The 16838-nt window shown below is 30.3% G+C and carries 17 protein-coding genes; 11 read left to right on the top strand and 6 right to left on the bottom strand.

The genetic code is table 11. The annotated features are described in order from the left end of the window. The 4 genes from ACXLDF_RS14610 to ACXLDF_RS14595 all read left to right on the top strand — a co-directional run. On the top strand, positions 1-548 hold a 548-nt coding region (locus ACXLDF_RS14610; RefSeq protein WP_457559281.1), incomplete at its 5' end, for a hypothetical protein. 32 nt (positions 549-580) lie between these two features. Further along, positions 581-1474, top strand: a complete 894-nt coding sequence (locus tag ACXLDF_RS14605; RefSeq protein WP_457559280.1) for a hypothetical protein — start codon at positions 581-583, stop codon at positions 1472-1474. 273 nt (positions 1475-1747) lie between these two features. After that, entirely contained in the window at positions 1748-2047 is a 300-nt protein-coding gene (locus ACXLDF_RS14600) for a hypothetical protein (protein WP_457559279.1), read from the top strand. A gap of 18 nt (positions 2048-2065) precedes the next feature. After that, positions 2066-2848 (top strand): transposase, encoded by a 783-nt coding sequence (locus ACXLDF_RS14595; protein WP_457559278.1) that lies wholly within the window; start codon positions 2066-2068, stop codon positions 2846-2848. A 166-nt stretch (positions 2849-3014) separates the two neighbouring features. On the opposite strand, the gene ACXLDF_RS14590 is transcribed toward ACXLDF_RS14595, so the two are convergent. After that, complete coding sequence (locus ACXLDF_RS14590; RefSeq protein ID WP_457559277.1) at positions 3015-3716, bottom strand: hypothetical protein; 702 nt, start codon at positions 3714-3716, stop codon at positions 3015-3017. Positions 3717-4232: 516 nt separating this feature from the next. Between ACXLDF_RS14590 and ACXLDF_RS14585 the strand changes: the two genes are divergently transcribed. Next, positions 4233-4493, top strand: coding sequence for a hypothetical protein (locus ACXLDF_RS14585; protein ID WP_457559276.1), 261 nt, complete (start codon positions 4233-4235; stop codon positions 4491-4493). Between the two features lie 165 nt (positions 4494-4658). On the opposite strand, the gene ACXLDF_RS14580 is transcribed toward ACXLDF_RS14585, so the two are convergent. The 4 genes from ACXLDF_RS14580 to ACXLDF_RS14565 all read right to left on the bottom strand — a co-directional run bounded on the left by ACXLDF_RS14580 (position 4659) and on the right by ACXLDF_RS14565 (position 9649). Then, positions 4659-5321: a hypothetical protein gene (locus ACXLDF_RS14580; RefSeq protein WP_457559275.1), complete on the bottom strand. Its 663-nt coding sequence runs from the start codon at positions 5319-5321 to the stop codon at positions 4659-4661. Between the two features lie 157 nt (positions 5322-5478). Then, complete coding sequence (locus ACXLDF_RS14575) at positions 5479-6708, bottom strand: SPFH domain-containing protein (protein WP_457559274.1); 1230 nt, start codon at positions 6706-6708, stop codon at positions 5479-5481. Positions 6709-6878: 170 nt separating this feature from the next. After that, on the bottom strand, positions 6879-8246 hold the full coding sequence (locus tag ACXLDF_RS14570; protein WP_457559273.1) for a glycosyltransferase: 1368 nt from the start codon (positions 8244-8246) through the stop codon (positions 6879-6881). Positions 8247-8266: 20 nt separating this feature from the next. Continuing rightward, a complete protein-coding gene (locus tag ACXLDF_RS14565) occupies positions 8267-9649 on the bottom strand; it encodes a glycosyltransferase (RefSeq protein ID WP_457559272.1) in 1383 nt (460 codons plus the stop codon). A 621-nt stretch (positions 9650-10270) separates the two neighbouring features. On the opposite strand from ACXLDF_RS14565, the gene ACXLDF_RS14560 reads away from it, so the two are divergent. The 4 genes from ACXLDF_RS14560 to ACXLDF_RS14545 all read left to right on the top strand — a co-directional run bounded on the left by ACXLDF_RS14560 (position 10271) and on the right by ACXLDF_RS14545 (position 12431). Next, positions 10271-10504: a hypothetical protein gene (locus ACXLDF_RS14560; RefSeq protein ID WP_457559271.1), complete on the top strand. Its 234-nt coding sequence runs from the start codon at positions 10271-10273 to the stop codon at positions 10502-10504. Between the two features lie 191 nt (positions 10505-10695). Then, positions 10696-11619 carry a hypothetical protein gene (locus tag ACXLDF_RS14555; protein WP_457559270.1) on the top strand — a complete coding sequence of 308 codons (924 nt, stop codon included), beginning with the start codon at positions 10696-10698 and terminating at the stop codon, positions 11617-11619. Positions 11620-11837: 218 nt separating this feature from the next. After that, complete coding sequence (locus tag ACXLDF_RS14550; protein WP_457559269.1) at positions 11838-12092, top strand: AbrB/MazE/SpoVT family DNA-binding domain-containing protein; 255 nt, start codon at positions 11838-11840, stop codon at positions 12090-12092. A 45-nt stretch (positions 12093-12137) separates the two neighbouring features. Further along, positions 12138-12431 (top strand): type II toxin-antitoxin system PemK/MazF family toxin, encoded by a 294-nt coding sequence (locus ACXLDF_RS14545; RefSeq protein WP_457559268.1) that lies wholly within the window; start codon positions 12138-12140, stop codon positions 12429-12431. Positions 12432-12542: 111 nt separating this feature from the next. Here the strand turns inward: ACXLDF_RS14545 and ACXLDF_RS14540 are convergent, their stop codons facing one another. Next, on the bottom strand, positions 12543-13544 hold the full coding sequence (locus ACXLDF_RS14540) for a GTPase (protein ID WP_457559283.1): 1002 nt from the start codon (positions 13542-13544) through the stop codon (positions 12543-12545). A 453-nt stretch (positions 13545-13997) separates the two neighbouring features. Here ACXLDF_RS14540 and glyA point away from each other — a divergent pair, with 453 nt between their 5' ends. Continuing rightward, positions 13998-15299, top strand: coding sequence for a serine hydroxymethyltransferase (gene glyA, locus ACXLDF_RS14535; protein WP_457559282.1), 1302 nt, complete (start codon positions 13998-14000; stop codon positions 15297-15299). A 49-nt stretch (positions 15300-15348) separates the two neighbouring features. Next, complete coding sequence (locus ACXLDF_RS14530) at positions 15349-16461, top strand: DNA-methyltransferase (protein WP_457559267.1); 1113 nt, start codon at positions 15349-15351, stop codon at positions 16459-16461. Positions 16462-16838: the final 377 nt, after the last annotated feature.

The raw sequence follows: 16838 nt of genomic DNA, 5'->3' as shown, positions 1-16838 counted from the left end.
GTCAAATAAAAAGTGATCTACAATATTATAACAAAGATACAGAATATTATTATTCAATCAGATCTATACGCGATATTGTTGCATATGAGTGGTTTGGTCATGGTGGTTCAAATCGTGAATGGATAATTCAACAAGAAAAATATAATAATGATTTTAAATATAAAGAATGGCAAGAAGTTGGTAGAATTTATCCATCTGAAATCAATTCTCTTTGGGGTGATTTATCCTCAGGAAATTATAATTATCATGTTTTTATGGATAATGCAATAATTTTGACATTCGCATGTCAAAATTGGGGAACAACATTATCTATAAATCCGATTATGGGGTCAGCATTTGTAGATGATGCTTATGCATCCAGTTGGGTTGGTTTTACTATAGATCTACCACAAGATATAACCGATGATTGTTCCGAAGCGTTTTGGTATGAATTTTGTTCAATCGGAAAAAATGTTGAAGATGCAACGATCGCTTTATGCGATATTTCATCAATTTTTAGTTATGATGTTAATTGTGGTGTTTATGGCTCAATTACACAAACATTATAAAAAAACACTCTATCAAAGGAGGAAAATTAATCATGAAAAATCAAAAAAAAAAAGTAAAAAGAGAAAAATTGTCTAAATACTCATTTATATTTTATATGGGTGCGATTCTTATATTTACAACTTTTTTTCAAATCCAAGCCATTCCTTATGTAAATGCACTTTCTACTGGATTAAAGCCAGGAGATGTTATCGTTTATGATTTTTTTGATGTAGAATCTTACTACAATTCAAATATGACCCTACTTGACTATTATGAATATCAAGATAAAGTAGTAGAAAATATAACAGATATTAGAAAAGTAAATGATAGTATAGAAATTTACTCATTGTACAGAGCTTTCAACATGAAAGATTTTGAAACTGGTTTAATAATTCTTAATTCATCCAGTCCATTGGGAATGGGATACATCCCTAAAGAATTTATTGGATTTAATTTTTCAGATTCAGCATTTTATGACTATCTTAATATATATTTTAAAAAGAAAATTATGGAGGATGATCGCCCTGAAGGGAATGTTACTTGGAATTACAAAATATTAGCAAATGGTCTTGGATTTCAGATTAATGCAAACTATACTAATTATAAATTTAATTGCACAAAAGAATACAATTTAACTCTATGTCTATATTATTCCCGTTCAGGGGTATTATTACTAAGAAATGAAGAATTTTATATAAAATATCCAGACAATTGCAGTTTGAAACCATCAGATATTATTGTACTTAAGGGTAGGGCAAATGTTAACTCTTCTTTATCAAATTTTGATGGGAAAAATGAACGACCATGGGATCCGTATTATATTTATCCAGAAGATGGCAAGGAAAATAGAGAAAACAAATTCATTTCATTAACTCCACTTGAATTTGGGAGCGTCTTTGTTATAACCATTTTCTTTTTAACAAGAAAAGGAAAAAACCATCATTAATTTGTAAAATCAGTTTTCAAGCATTCGATAAAAAGATGATCTTCAAAAAAAACAGCATTATCTAATATTTGCATCAACAAGAATAAATAAAATGAATATTTGAAATAAAATGTGAACTATTTACCCCAAATCATGCATCAAATTACTCGATTTGCTTCATGTTATCCGAAATTTAATAAGATATCATTTTTCATAAACCTTGCGAATTCTGTCAGAAAAGTTTTAGTGGTTTCACTTACTAGACATGGGTGAAAATGGTATTTAGATGATATTTTGGCGATATTGTGCTATTCTTGGATTCGAGTGGTCTCAATTCACCATGCTTGTGAGAAATTAAACCGCTGGGCCCAAAAATATCTGCATTTCACCCCTCAAAAATATGCTGATGGTAGATATTCGCGCGCTTTCCCTCATCAAACTACTGTGAATGATTGGTTACGCAACCAAACTCTTCTAAATGTGAAGAATGTATATCGAATTGTGTTTGAAAAAATGATTCGGCTTGTTTTTTTTAAAAATCGAAAAATTCATCCTGTGATATTAGAATTTGATTTAACCTATCTCGGTTATTGAGGAAAACGCAGAGATTTAATGATTAAAGGTAGTAAAATGGTGAAAGGAACTGCAAGAATCCGTCATTATCATGGCACTATGATTCATGGACTACACAAATCTCTCTATATTGGATGTCATCATGTGGCTAAAGGTGAATCTACAATCCCATTTATGCTTGATATCGTAGATTGGTTATTAAATTTAGGTCTTAATATCAAAGTTTGTGTGATTGATCGTGAATATTATCGTCAAAATATCTTAAAATCATTTAAGAACAGAGGAATTCATATAATTACGCCTGCAAAAAACTACAAACAACTCAAAAATGCAAAAAGAGAATATATTTTGGGAAATAAGGGGAGAATTCAAACTTTTACAATAAGAACTAAGAATAAAAAGAACCGAAAACGAAAATTGACGCGTTGTTGGGTTCATTTATTTCCTCGAAGAAAACAGCGATTAAATGATTTGAAAAGCGCCTATCGACAAGGACAACTAAGTTTAGACAAAGTTTGTGAACAATTATATGGGTTAATTACAACTATTGCACCACAATATCGCTCAAAACCTTTCGTGTACCTAACAAAGCGATATTACAAAATGAGATGGCAAAATGAGACCGCGCTTCGTGATGCAGATATCCACAAAGGACTTTGGCAGTCAAACGATGATGGGACACGGCTTTTTGCTGAAATGGGTGAATATTTACTCTTTAACTTCTGGCAAATTGAACGGGATCAAATCTACCCAAATCATCAAATGACGTTCCAAGAATATCGCGATTGGCTTGTGGATGAATTTACTCAGATTATTAATTAATAACGTGCTTTAGTTTTATCAAAATCTGGTGGGGGACGAGGAAAATGTAAAAAAAGTTATTTCATTGAGAACTCGGATAAAAAAGATATTGAAACAATGAAATTAAAAAGAGAACAAAGATCCACATAGCTCTACACACACGATAGGTTTAACTCCTTAAAATGTATTACTTTTGATATGCTAGTATAAGATTAATAATATTAACAAGAAATCCTATTGTAGTTTTCGCATCTAATTCTGTTGCGGTTAAACTATGTGCCGTTCCTTTTCCGTGTGAAAATTCATTCGTGATTCCATCAATTATTTCTCCGATAACTAAAAAGAATCGGTCGAAACCAGTTTTTGTGGTTGGATCTTTAAAATATGTAGTCAATATAATCAGATCATCGAAATTGTCTCTTAAACCTTGACATAATTTTCCGAGAATATCATCTTGAACTGGAATAGGAATTCCATTTCTATCCAGAGAATATGATGTAATATTGTGATTTAAAAGAAAATCTTTTAAGAAATCTTCAGCAGTTGTTCTACATTGTTCAAGTACTTTATGATATTTCTTTTCAAACATATATTTTCGAATTTCATCAAAATCTTCAATTACTTTTGTCATCTTATTTTGAACGAGAGATGAAAGAGCTTTATTTTGTTCTTCCATTTCGAATGTATCGTCAGTAAACCAAAATTTTCCATCGTCAAGTAAAGCAACGTTTTTTTTACCAAAAAACATATCCAAAATCCAATTCAAGCGTTTTCTAAATTCCTTAGGGGAAAATATCTCAAGATCTTGATATAAACCAAAGATAGAGAGATCTGGATTTTTCTCAAAGGAAATTAAAAATCTATGAAATAATTCAAATAAAAACGCCATCGCTTTGAAATCTGTTCCTAACTTTACACTTTTCTGATTTAAATATTCAGGTAATTTTTGCAGAATAGAAGAAAGATCGTTTGTAATAGATGTAGTAATTTCGATAGGTTCTATAACATGAGGTATAAATGTTCTTAGCGTATAACGGAGGCGTTCATTTATTAGAAAGATATGAGAAAATCCATTATTATTTATTACATCAAGGATAAAATGCCAAAATTCTCAACGAGAACGCTCATTAAGTCCATAATCATAATTATTACAACTCAATTTTATTGGAAACCTGTGAATTAATTTAAATGATAAATTTATAGCTCTTTGCGATTCTTGTGGATCATATTCAATCTTCATAATTTTAAAAAATCTAAACCAAAAGAAGTAGTTTTTTTTATAAATGTAAACCAAAATTCAAACTTCCTTAGAGAAAATCCTTAAATAATCAAATTCTAAGTAATGATTATGAGTTGGGAAATTGAATATTAGAATATTAAAAAACCCCCATTATTAGGGAAAGAAGTGGTAGAAGCACTTAACAATATAGATCCAAATATATTTCAAGCAGGAATGAATTTTTTAATCAGAATTGATAAAAAATTAAGTCAACCACCATTTAACAATGAAAAAAATAAAGACAGGAAAAACATCATTGATTTAATTAAGATGTATTATGCAGATTTAGAAAACCTTCGTGGTAAACTCGATCAAATTGAAGAAATTAAAAGAATCTCACATGCTTTTAAAGTAATCTACGTAAAAATGAATGAATTAAAAGAATAAAAGTATTCAGATAAATTTCTTTACCATAAAATATTAAGACCTTTAATAGAATTATGGTGCTTTTTTCAATGAATATTTTCCATTTTCGCACTAAAATTCATGATCAAAGGTGTATTTTTACACACGATCAAATATGATCAAAAATTTTCTTACTGTTAATAAGTTTCATTGAAGCATAGTCGATACAAAATAGTATCTGGTGCCAGTACGGTATGTTTCATCTTTTCGAACACGATTTTGCCTAACTAAATGATTAAGCATCCGATTTATTCGCACATCTGACCATCCTGTAGCAGATTGAATCATATCTAGTGTTAAAAATGGATATTTTTGTGCTAAAGATATCAATTGTGCTTTATCTTGAACGACTTCATGAGCTTTCAAAGCAAAATACATTTTTTTCTCAAATTTAAGATGATCATAGGGTGCATTTGCTATTTTTAACATCTTTTTTAGTAGCTTTTTAGAAATTAAAGATTGGATGGATGTACGATGAAAAATTGAATATAATTCATCAATCGTTAGGATTCCGCCAGTATCTACCTCTCGTTCTTTAAGAATTTCCCATATTTTATGAGCTAGTTTTTCATAATTAATTTTTGATGATGTAAAATTATCAATAATTTCTGTATATTCATCTTCAGGAACGACGACCACAAAACTATCATAAGATTCGACAACATATGCAGTATCGCCCTTTTTTAATTCAAATTCGCTTTCAGCTCTGCAAATATCCATGGTTCCATGATAATAGATTACCATGCCGTGACGATTTTGGTGGTTCCATAAATTGATTTCAACTTTTTCGCCTATAGGAATTTTTACCATCTAAAATTTTACTCCAATTTCTATTTTCTATAATATGGAATCAAACATATCAACACTTATGCATTATACTTTTACATTGATCAAAGAGTTAAAAAAAAGATTAGAAAAAAGGTTTTCTACTAAAAGATTAAAACTTTTTAATTTTACTTCAGAGCGTTTAACTCTTTTTTTTTGTTTCTTTCTTTGTATTTTTCAAAGTACTTAGTAATTCTGTTGGTAATCCTGATTGCATAATAGCATCCATTTTAGGTAAGAAATTCGAAAGAATATTTCCTTCTTCTGTCATTGGAATATACATGATTTTATTATTCTTTCCCAATGCTTGAGCTACTTTTTCTGCAGTATCAACTTGTGCAACAGATAGAATTTTCATCATTTCAATTTGAGCTGCAAAGTTTCCATCTTTCATAGCAATAGCTTTTTGTTTTAAGACATTTGCCTCTGCTTCTCCTCTTGCACGAATACTTTCTGCTTCAGCTTCTGCTTTGATTTTAATTGCTTCAGCTTCTGCTTTAGCTCGAACAGCAATTGCTTCAGCTTCAGATTGTGCGTTTATTAATTTTTGTTGTTTCTGAGCCTCAGCTTGCATACGGATTCTTTGCATTTCTATTTCAAGTTTTTCTTGTTCAACTGCCTTTTGTCTTGCAGCTACCATTTGTTCTCTTTCTAATCGTGCAGCTTCTTGTTCCTGAAGCATTTGTTCGGTTTTTACTTTTGCTTCTTTACTTTTTTCTACTTCAACTACAATCGCTTCATTATTATGAATTGATTCACTAATTCGAGCATTTTTTCGCAATTCAGCTATCTTAACCCTTTCCAGATTTTCGATAACATCTGCACCTTCAACATCTCGAATGTTTTTAATATCAAAAATAATTGCACTTAACCCTAGCTTGCCTAATGCATCACTAACCATCATATAAATTGCTTGCTCAATTTCTTCTCTTTTTTTCATTACATCCAAGATTGTGCGTTCCATAGCTACTGAACGAGCAGCAGACATTACAGTATCTTCAACAACTTTGGCTACTGTTGAATGGTCTATTCTGGTTAAAGTTGCACTCGCTTTTTGCGGATCTGTAACTTGAACTTTTACAGAAATTTCCACACCAAATGGTAAATTATCTTGATCATGTAATTTTATCAATTTTGGTTCAATATCCAGGACATGTTTTGGAATAATCGTTCGACTCATGAAAAATCGAATGAATACATAACGGCCTTTCCCATCATAGGTGGCTACACGTTTTCCTTTTGAAACAACGTGTGTCTCATTAAAGGGAACAACTGTATTTCCTTTGAGAATAATTAACCCTATAACTGATAATAAAATCAATATAATTATTATTACTGTTATAATAACACCACTTTCATTTTGAAAGATCATTTTTTTTTAATTCCTCGATTTTGTTAAAAATATTATTAGTGTTTTAAGTAGACTACTTGGAGAAAGTATTTAAACCTTAACTGGGTTTTAAAAACAGAAAATAAGGTTTTATGAAAAATAATTAAAAAATTTCATCTATTGAATCAGATGCTATCTGATATTAATTCTATTTAATTTATTAAAAGTGAATTTCCATTTTTATTCAATATAAACCATTCCATTTTCTTCCCTAAAAGGGCTTTAAACACACCATAATTGACATATGATAAAATATATCCTCCATAAATCAATGCTCCGAATATAAATTTAGGAATTAGCTTTTTATTCTCTTTTTTAAATAAAATTATTGCACTGCTGATCATTGATAGACTTGAGAATATAACACCAATTAATAAATTAAAAATCAGTGCTGAAATTGGAAGTGGAGGATAGAATGGATTGGGAATGATAAATTGAAGTACTCCAAATATGGAAAGTAAGAAAAGCAAAATTGGATAAACATATCCTGTAGCAAGAATTATTGCACTCAGCTTATCTGGGAAATTTACTCTTTTTGAACTAAGAATTTCACCCAAATTCCGTTTTAATGCGCTTACAATGCCAAATGCCCATCGCATTTGTTGTTTATAGACATCTTGGAGTGTAAATGCTGCTTCACAATCAATTATTACATCTTCCAAAAAAAGCATCTTTTTACCTTTTAATATTAAGTCAAAAGATAACTCTACATCTTCATTTAGTGTTCCTTCCATCCAACCTCCAACTTCTTCAAGTGTAGATTTACGGATGACAAATCCAGAACCCCCAACATAACAGTTTCCTCCAATTGTTTTAAAAAAGGGAAGAGCAGCATAATGTGAGAAAGAGCTTACAGTTCCACCTAAAACACTAAATAAATTCTGATCAAGGTTGTGAAGTCGCCATCGAGCTTGTGTAAGACAGAGGGATTTATCATGTTCTAATGGATATAGAAGTTTACGAAGAAAGTCTGGTTTAGGTAAGAAATCAGAATCAAAAACTGCTATGTAATTCCCTTTAGATATTTTTAACATAGAATTCAAATTTCCCGACTTTAATCCAAAATTTGTCCCACGCCTATTGATTGTTATTCGATTTGGATACTTTTCTTTAAAGGCATCTAATTTAGATTTTATTTCAGGATCATCACTATCATCACCTATTATTATTTGCATTTTATCTGCAGGATAATCAAATTGTAAACAACATTTGGCACAATTTATCGCTGCAGATTCGTTATAGGTAGGAATTTGAATTGTTACAAATGGTTCAAGACCTATTTCTAAAGAAGGAGTTGGTGTTATTCGCTTAAAATGCCCAACCATGCCCATTATAAGATATAACAGAGAATGCAAAAACACAAAAAAAAGAATAATCCAGAAAAATATTGAAAACATGCGATGAAAAAATAGCTGTCTTTGAATGACTTCTACTTTTCCCCAAATACTGTTAGGTTCTAAATAAAGAAGCATACGGGAAATGATTACTTTTATTAATAATAGATTTTGATGAATCAACATGGAATCACATCTTATATTTATTATTTTGATACCTCAGAAGATGATACCAAAGAATTTCCATTTTTTTGAACCATGTACCATGGGATTTTTCGATTAAAAAGTCCACTATAAATACCTATGTTAACATAGATTAATAAGCCCATTCCTACAGTTAGAGTTCCACCTATTAATTTTGGGATTAATTTTCCTTGTTTTTTTTTAATAAGTACCATAGAACTTGAGATTAATGCACCACTAGTCAATAATATTGAACCTATAGTACTTAGAATCACTGTTAATAGGTTAATTGGTGGAGAGACTGGATTAGGAATAATTTGAGAAATAAATCCCCATAAACTTAAGAAAAGTAAGAAATATGGATAAATATATCCTGTACTAAAAATTGAAGCACTTATTTTTTCTTTAAGAGTAATTTTCTTTGATTTCCATACATTCAGCAAATTTCTTTTAAAAGCTGTTATATTACCTGATGCCCAGCGTTTTTGTTGTAAAAGAAGGTCTTTAAAAGTAAAAGGGGCTTCACAATCCACTAAAACATCCTCTAAATAGGTTATTGTTTTTCCTCGTTTTATTAATTCCAAACTTGCTTCAATATCTTCAGTTAAAGCACCAACCCGCCAATTTCCAATAAGTTCAATGTGTGATTTTCTTGTAACATGAGCAGAACCGCATAGGAAGGCGCTACCTCCAATTTTTTGCATAAATGGAATTGCAATATGATGTGTAACATAAGAAGTAATTCCCCCTAATAGACTGAAAACATTTTGTGATAAATTTGTGATATGCCATCGGGCTTGGACCGCAGCAAGATTGGGATTTCCTTGAAAAGGTTGCATAGCTTTACGAAGAAAATCACGAGGTGGAAGAAAATCTGAATCAAAAATGGCAATATATTCTCCTTTAGTATATTTCAGCATATAATTTAAATTTCCAGGTTTAAATCCAATATTATTACCTCTTCTTGTAACAATTATTATTTCGGGGTATTTTGCTGCAAATTCATTAATCTGGGCAGAAATTGAAGGGTCATTACTATCATCTCCAATTATAATTTGCATTTTATCACGTGGATAATCGAAGTTTAAGCAACATCTAGCACAATTAATTGCAGCTAATTCGTTATATGTAGGAATTTGGATGGTAACGAATGGTTCATCACCATAAGGTAATGATCTACTAACTGTTTTTGGTTTAAAGTATGCAACAATACCCATAATTAAATATATTATTGAAACAGTCGAAACGATGAAAAATGAAATTAGATATAATATTTTTAAGACTTGATGTGCAGATATCAGCCATTTCAGAGTTCTTGAATATGAAGAAATAACATAATTAATAAGATATAGTGGAATTCCAATAAAAGAAATAATTGATAGTGTTGATGTAGAAACTGAAGACATTAAAAATTACCTCATAAATTAAAAACTTTACTGTATAGTAAAGAATTCATTTCTGAAAATACTAATGAATTCTTTTATAAAAAAGATATGTAAGATATTTTATTTATTTTTATTTTTTCATTCTAAAATCTAAAATCTTAAAGCAATTATTTGATAAACAAATTAATCAACACTTTTTGAAGAAATAATCAAGACTCTCTGTGATAATGAATTTTATATTGAATATATGCTAATTAATAGAGGTTTTTATCGCAAACAATAATTATCCTTTTTAAAAAAGCAAGGTATTGTTGTAATCATGCCTGGAAGAAAAAGTGCCCAGACTGCTAAGAAAATATTAAAATATTTGAAGAATAATGGGACAAGGTATTGTAAAGGTTTTCTAAAGCTTAGTTACGTTAAGAAAATCGGCTTTCCGACATTGAACTTCGATCTTCTATTAGTTTCAAAAAAAGTTATTCCTTATCAGGAATCAAGCATGATCTAAAGTTAAATAAAATTACACTTAATGATGCAAACAAGCGAATCTTTCCCTAAATTGTGATGTTTGGAAGAAATGGTGGAGTAAGTTCTCTTAATGGTAATGAATGTAATATTCAAGATCCTTATCAATAGCGTTGGTTGATTGAAATCGCTTTTAGAGTAATTAATAGGCTCGAAATTTCAAGTAGGACCCAAGATCGTAATATTAAGTCGGGAATCATTGGTGCTAAGTCACTTCTTTGCAAAATCTGGCAGGTACAACGGACTCTAATTATTAAAGAAGATCCTTTAAAGGAGGCATTAGAAGTGGATGAATTTATGGGACGGTGTTATAATAAGCGGTATTCTCTCTCTGTTGGTTGTTTAGAATAATATAGTAAAAATTATGAAAGAATGAAATTTTAAAAGCAAGGAAAAAAGATTTTAAAGTGAAATACATAGATAATGATTATTCAAAAAAAAAGATTGTCTAAATACATCAATAATACTATTGAAAATGTTAAAAATGCACCTATCAATTTTAAAAAACGAAAAATAATAAATTAAAAATTATTGATCTTTTCATGGCAATATGGATCATTACATTTGAAATAATCACTCTATTATTTTTCATTACATCTGTAATAAGAGTATTAATGAAGAAGGATTATCGTGCTTTATCAACGATAATTGCAGGAGCCATTTTTGGCGTTGTTCTTGAATATTTTAACATTTACTTTTCACATGGTTATTTCTATAGTCAAGATTTTATTTTTTTAGTTGGTAAAGCTCCAACTAATGTTCCAATAGTAATTGGTTTATCTTGGGGTATGCTTTTAGAATTATCACATGAAGTTAGCCAATGTTTTCACCTTCCTCTTTTATTTAGAACGATTTTTGAAGCAGCGTTTATAGTTTCAATTGATTTATTTGCAGATATTGTTGCTGTTCGTTTAGATGGAGGATTTTGGATTTGGACAAATCATCCTGTTACCCTATCGATTACAAATACAGATTTCATGGGAATTGCGTATGGAAACTATTACGGCTGGTATTTTGTGATATTTTTAAGTTCCTTTATTCTTCACATTTTCGATTTAAAATTTGAAAAATCAGATTTTCTTACTTTGGGAATAAGAACAATAATTTGCATAGTTGGAGCTGAATTATTGCTTCTTCCTGTTCTCATGCTGGTTCAATTCTTTATGAATTGGGTCTGGCTTGTATTCCTATTGATGTATATTGGTTCGCTTGTTTCTTTAATTGTTTATTTTATTTCAAAAAAGGAATATCCAATAAAAGAACAGATTCCTGATTATTTTCCATTTATCTATTTTGTTTTTCACTATTTGTTTAATATTATTGCTATGATTTATCTGCAGTTAGCGATTCAAATTCCATTATATTTTGTTCTAAATATTCTTTATACAGTAGGAATAATCTTTCTTTTTGTAAAACTTTCTTATTTTGAAAAAAGGAAGGAAAAATTGGAAAATAACAGTAGTTAGTTCTTTTATCATAAAAAAATATAATGTTTAAACTGACTTACTCGATAAAAATCGTCTTTTTTTATTAAAAGAGAACGAAAAGTCTTGAATTTTTTCTCTTTATACTAATCTACACAATTTGAGTAAAAATTATAGTTATTCTTGCATTTAGTGGACTAGAAGGTCGCCCCAAATAAAAATCATAACTAATATATTAAAGTAATTACTTTGTAATTACAATGGAGAAAATTAAAACCAAAATCATTCAAATAGGAAATTCAAAAGGGATTCGGATACCCAAGCATATTTTGAAACGATTAAATATTAAAAATCAAGTTGAACTTATTATCGATGATGAATTGCAACAAATTCATATCAAATCTTTGAATTCAGTTCGTAAAAATTGGGAAAAGACTTTTCAAAAAATGCATCAACTAAAAGAAGATGAATTAATAATTGAAGATAATTTAGATTTAGAACCTTGGGATTGGTGATATTTTCTGGTATCTGAGATTTTAAAGCAATATTCCATATATTTAATGAACCTTGATCCGACTATAGGGCATGAAATAAAGAAAACACGGCCATGTATAATAATTTCACCCGATGAAATGAATAAATATTTGAAAACAATAATCATTGCGCCCATGACAACAAAATCACATTCCTATCCAACCCGTGTGAAATTGAAATTTTCTCAGAAAACAGGATGGATTGTTTTAGATCAAATCAGAACAGTGGATCGAAGAAGGATAGTAAAGAAACTAGGCTCGTTGAATGCAAAAACAATTTCTGAAGTTAAAAACGTTTTATATGAGATGTTAGTGGAATGAAATATTGATTTCGACTTGTTGATCAGTATTGAAAAATTAATATTAATGATGTCGACATTCTGATTTTTTCACAGTCTTGTAATGGTTATTATAGCATTCACAGTTAAAAAATTAACGTTTTAAGTAAATAGATACAATATCACCATCCTCTAATACATGTTCCATAGTATTAAATTTTTGACCAGGATGTTTTGCAGATGGCCCCCAAATTAGAGCATATCGATAGTTTTTTATAAAAGTTTTATGCAGTTTTTCACATAATTTCTGTATTGTATCTCCTTCTTTCAAAATAATTGGTTCTTCCATATCTGCTTCTTCACCAGGTGGTTTCAAATAGACTCGAATTAAATGTAATTGTAGGAATATTTGATGGCGTAAATCATCAATATGGTCTTCATTCAGTGCAGAGATCTTTATCCAATTGCGATGACCAATTATTTCATTGATTTCTTTATCTGTGTATGTATGTTGTTCTAAATCTGATTTATTAATAACCACGAATTCAGAAATATATTTTCGATTTCCTAAAACATAATCAATAAGTTGATCGGGAGTAATATTCGGCTCGAAGAAATACACAGCTGCATTACTGTAGCCTAATTCATTCATTAAACTTTTTACTTCATCTTTATCCATTATTTGTTCGCCGTTATAAGTAAAACCAATACCTCCTCGTGTTTGAGTTTTAATTTGAATTCTTGGTGATTTTTGATTCAATCGAATTCCTGCATCAAATAATTCTTTCCGAATTTGAAAAAGATGGTCGAAATCAATACTACCATCATATTGAAAAGCTATAAGAATTAAAATAAGATCAGCATTTCTGGCAGCCCCAATTATTTCCTTTCCTCTACCTTTTCCAGCAGCAGCTCCTAAAATAATTCCAGGTAGATCTATCAATTGAATTCTTGCATCTTCTATTACCATCATACCTGGAATTGCTTGTAAGGTCGTAAAATCATAAGAAGCCACTTTTGAATTAGTATTTCCTCCTGTCAATAAATTTAGAAGAGAAGATTTTCCTACACTTGGAAATCCTATAAAAGCAACTTGTGCATCACCTGATTTTTTAACACCAAATCCCCCTCCTCCCCCTTTTTTAGAACTAGCGATTTTTAATAATTCATTCCGCAGTTTTGCAATCTGGGCTTTAGTATAGTTTATCGCTTTTTGTGTAGCTTTATTTTTTTGAGTTCTAGCTAGACGTTCTTCAAATTCACGGATCTTTTCTTCAATTTTTTCGCTAATTCTAAAGTCTCCTCCAATTAATAACTGAATTTATTTCAAATTTGATGATGTGTAGAATATTTTATCTTCAAAAAATTTTTACCAAATTCCATTATTCATTTATTTTTTTAATACAAAGTAAAGATAGATTTTTGAGATTTTTAGTAATGAATGTGCTTTTTATAAGCTTATTAGCATTTTATTTCCCACAATAGAACCACAAATTAAGGGTAGCCTTTTAATAGGAGGTGATCCATGTATAAATAACAAGGAAAGTTCACTACCTTAACAACTAGAGAAAAGTGTTTTCCTTTAAGAGAGGACAGAAAAATGAATTTAATGAACGATATTTTCGAGGCTGATTCTGAAATCGCCGATTTAATTTTAAAAGAATTAAAACGTCAAGAAGAAGGTATCGAATTGATCCCTTCTGAAAATTACACCTATCGTGCTGTATTGCAAGCAGTCGGAAGCGTTTTTACAAATAAATATTCTGAAGGATATCCAAAAAAGCGTTATTATGGGGGAAATGAAGTTGTAGATGAAGTTGAACAAATTGCAATTGATAGAGCTAAACAATTATTTGGGGCAGAGCATGTTAATGTACAACCATATTCAGGTTCTCCAGCTAATCAAGCAGTTTATTTCGCCTTATTGAATTTAAAAGATAAATATTTGGGTTTCAATTTGACATCAGGTGGACATTTAACCCATGGAAGTCATGTAAACTTTTCTGGCAAAAACTATACTTGTGTTTCATATGATGTAGATCCAAAAACCGAAATGCTTGATATGGATAATGTTAGAAAATTAGCAATTGAAGAAAAACCTAAAATGATTATTTCTGGTCTTACAGCTTATCCACGTGCTATAGATTTCAAAGCATTTCAAGAAATTTGTGAAGAAGTAAATGCATATCAATTGGCAGATATTTCTCACATTGCTGGATTGGTTGCTGGAGGTGCACATTTGAGTCCAGTACCTTATGCTGATGTAGTAACAACAACAACACACAAAAGTTTACGAGGTCCACGTGGTGCAATTATCATGTGCAAAACTGAAGATCGACTTCATGATCTCTACCATTCGACTTCTAAGAAAAATTTGGCTCAATTAATTGATTCTGCAGTATTTCCAGGATTACAAGGTGGCCCTCACGATCATGTCACTGCAGCTAAGGCAATAACCTTTAAAGAAGCGATGAAACCTGAATTTAAAGAGTATGCTCAGCAGATTGTTAAAAATGCAAAAGCTTTAGCTGATGAATTAATGGCTCTTGATATCAAATTGGTATCCAATGGTACTGACAATCACCTAATTCTTATAGATTTAAGGCCTGATGGGTTAACAGGAGAAGGAAAATTAATTCAAAATGCTTTAGATGCAGCAGGAATCACCACTAACAAAAATACAGTTCCTTATGAACCTTCAACTCCATTTAATCCTTCTGGAATTCGCTTAGGCACTCCTGCAATTACAAGCCGGGGAATGAAAGAATCTGAGATGAAAGTAATTGCCAGTGGAATTGCCCAAGTAATCAAATCTAAAGGTGATAAAGCCGTTAGTGCAAAGGTGCATGAAGAAATATTAGAATTAACGAAAGAATTTCCATTGTATCCTGGTTTATCTATTTTAAAATAATTTTTTTCTTTCTATCTTTTTCTATTATTATCATATAGGTTCAGTAAAAATGCATCCATTACCCACCTTTCATCGCGTTTTTTTTCAATCTTCTAGTGAATTAACATTAATTCCTGATGATACAATTCATTTGGTCATCACATCACCTCCATATCCGATGATTGAAATGTGGGATGGGTTATTTACACAAGAAAATTGGAAAATTGGAGAAGCATTAGAAAAAAGTGATGGAAATAAAGCATTTATATTAATGCATGAGGAATTGCAGCGAACTTGGAATGAAATATCTCGTGTTGTTTGCAATGGTGGTATAGTTTGTATTAATATTGGGGATGCTACAAGAAAAATCGGAAAAAAATTTCAAATGTTTCCTTCGCATGCAGAAATAATCAAAAGATTTCGTAATTTAGGATTTCAATCTTTACCTGAAATTATTTGGAGAAAGGAAACGAATTCTCCCACGAAATTTATGGGGTCTGGAATGCTTCCAACAAATGCTTATGTTACATTAGAACATGAATATATTTTGATTTTTAGGAAAAAAGGAAAGCGCGAATTTAAAACCAATGAAGATATAGACAGAAGGCGGAAAAGTGCGTATTTTTGGGAAGAAAGGAACACATGGTTTTCTGATGTTTGGAAATTTAAAGGAGTTTCGCAGTTTTTAAAAAACAAAGATATAAATGGTGTAAACAAGAACATCTCCAGATTTAGAAGCGGAGCCTTTCCATTCGATTTACCATGGCGCTTAATTAACATGTATTCTATCCAAGGAGACTATATTTTAGATCCATTTTTAGGAACAGGAACAACTATGTTTGCTGCTATTTGCGCTGGTCGAAATTCGATAGGTTATGAATTAGACAAATCTTTAAAAGTTTTAATCAATGAGCGAATTCAAGAACTTCCTGAATTTACAAGAAATTTAGTTGAAAATCGACTACAAAATCATCAAACATTCATTAAAAATCGTATTAAAATAGGTAAAAAGCCTAAATATTTTAATAATAATATTAATCTTCCAGTCATAACCTCTCAAGAACGAAATCTTTTATTTCTAATTCTTTCGAAAATCGAAAAAATGGGTGAAAATGAGTTTAAATGCGAATATAATTTTTTTAAAAAGACAGATAAGATAAATGAGAATTTTGCTTTTCTATAAATCATTATCTATGTAATTCATTATAAAACCATCTTTTACGAATACATGAACTTTATACTTAGCTTTAATGGCAATTTTCAGAAATATTATGAAACTTTTAACCCCGCTGCACTAAAAACGTGGAATGACTACATGGAACAAGTGGGGGCTCTGGTGCCAGAAAATTAAATCACTGGCAATTACCACGAAATTATTACGCTACGTTTTTTAATATTTTTTTATATTAAGAGGTTTCCCCAAAATTTATGCCTTACTCTTTTTTTTGGAATGAAGCCTTAAATTCAGTTAATTCTCGCTTATATCGACGGGGGCTCGTCACAATCTCGTTATCCCAGCGTATCTGCTCTAATTCTTCATAATGTCTTGGAAAAATACGT

It is taken from the genome of Candidatus Harpocratesius sp., assembly GCF_054039255.1.
This window is presented reverse-complemented; position numbering and strand designations above follow the sequence as displayed.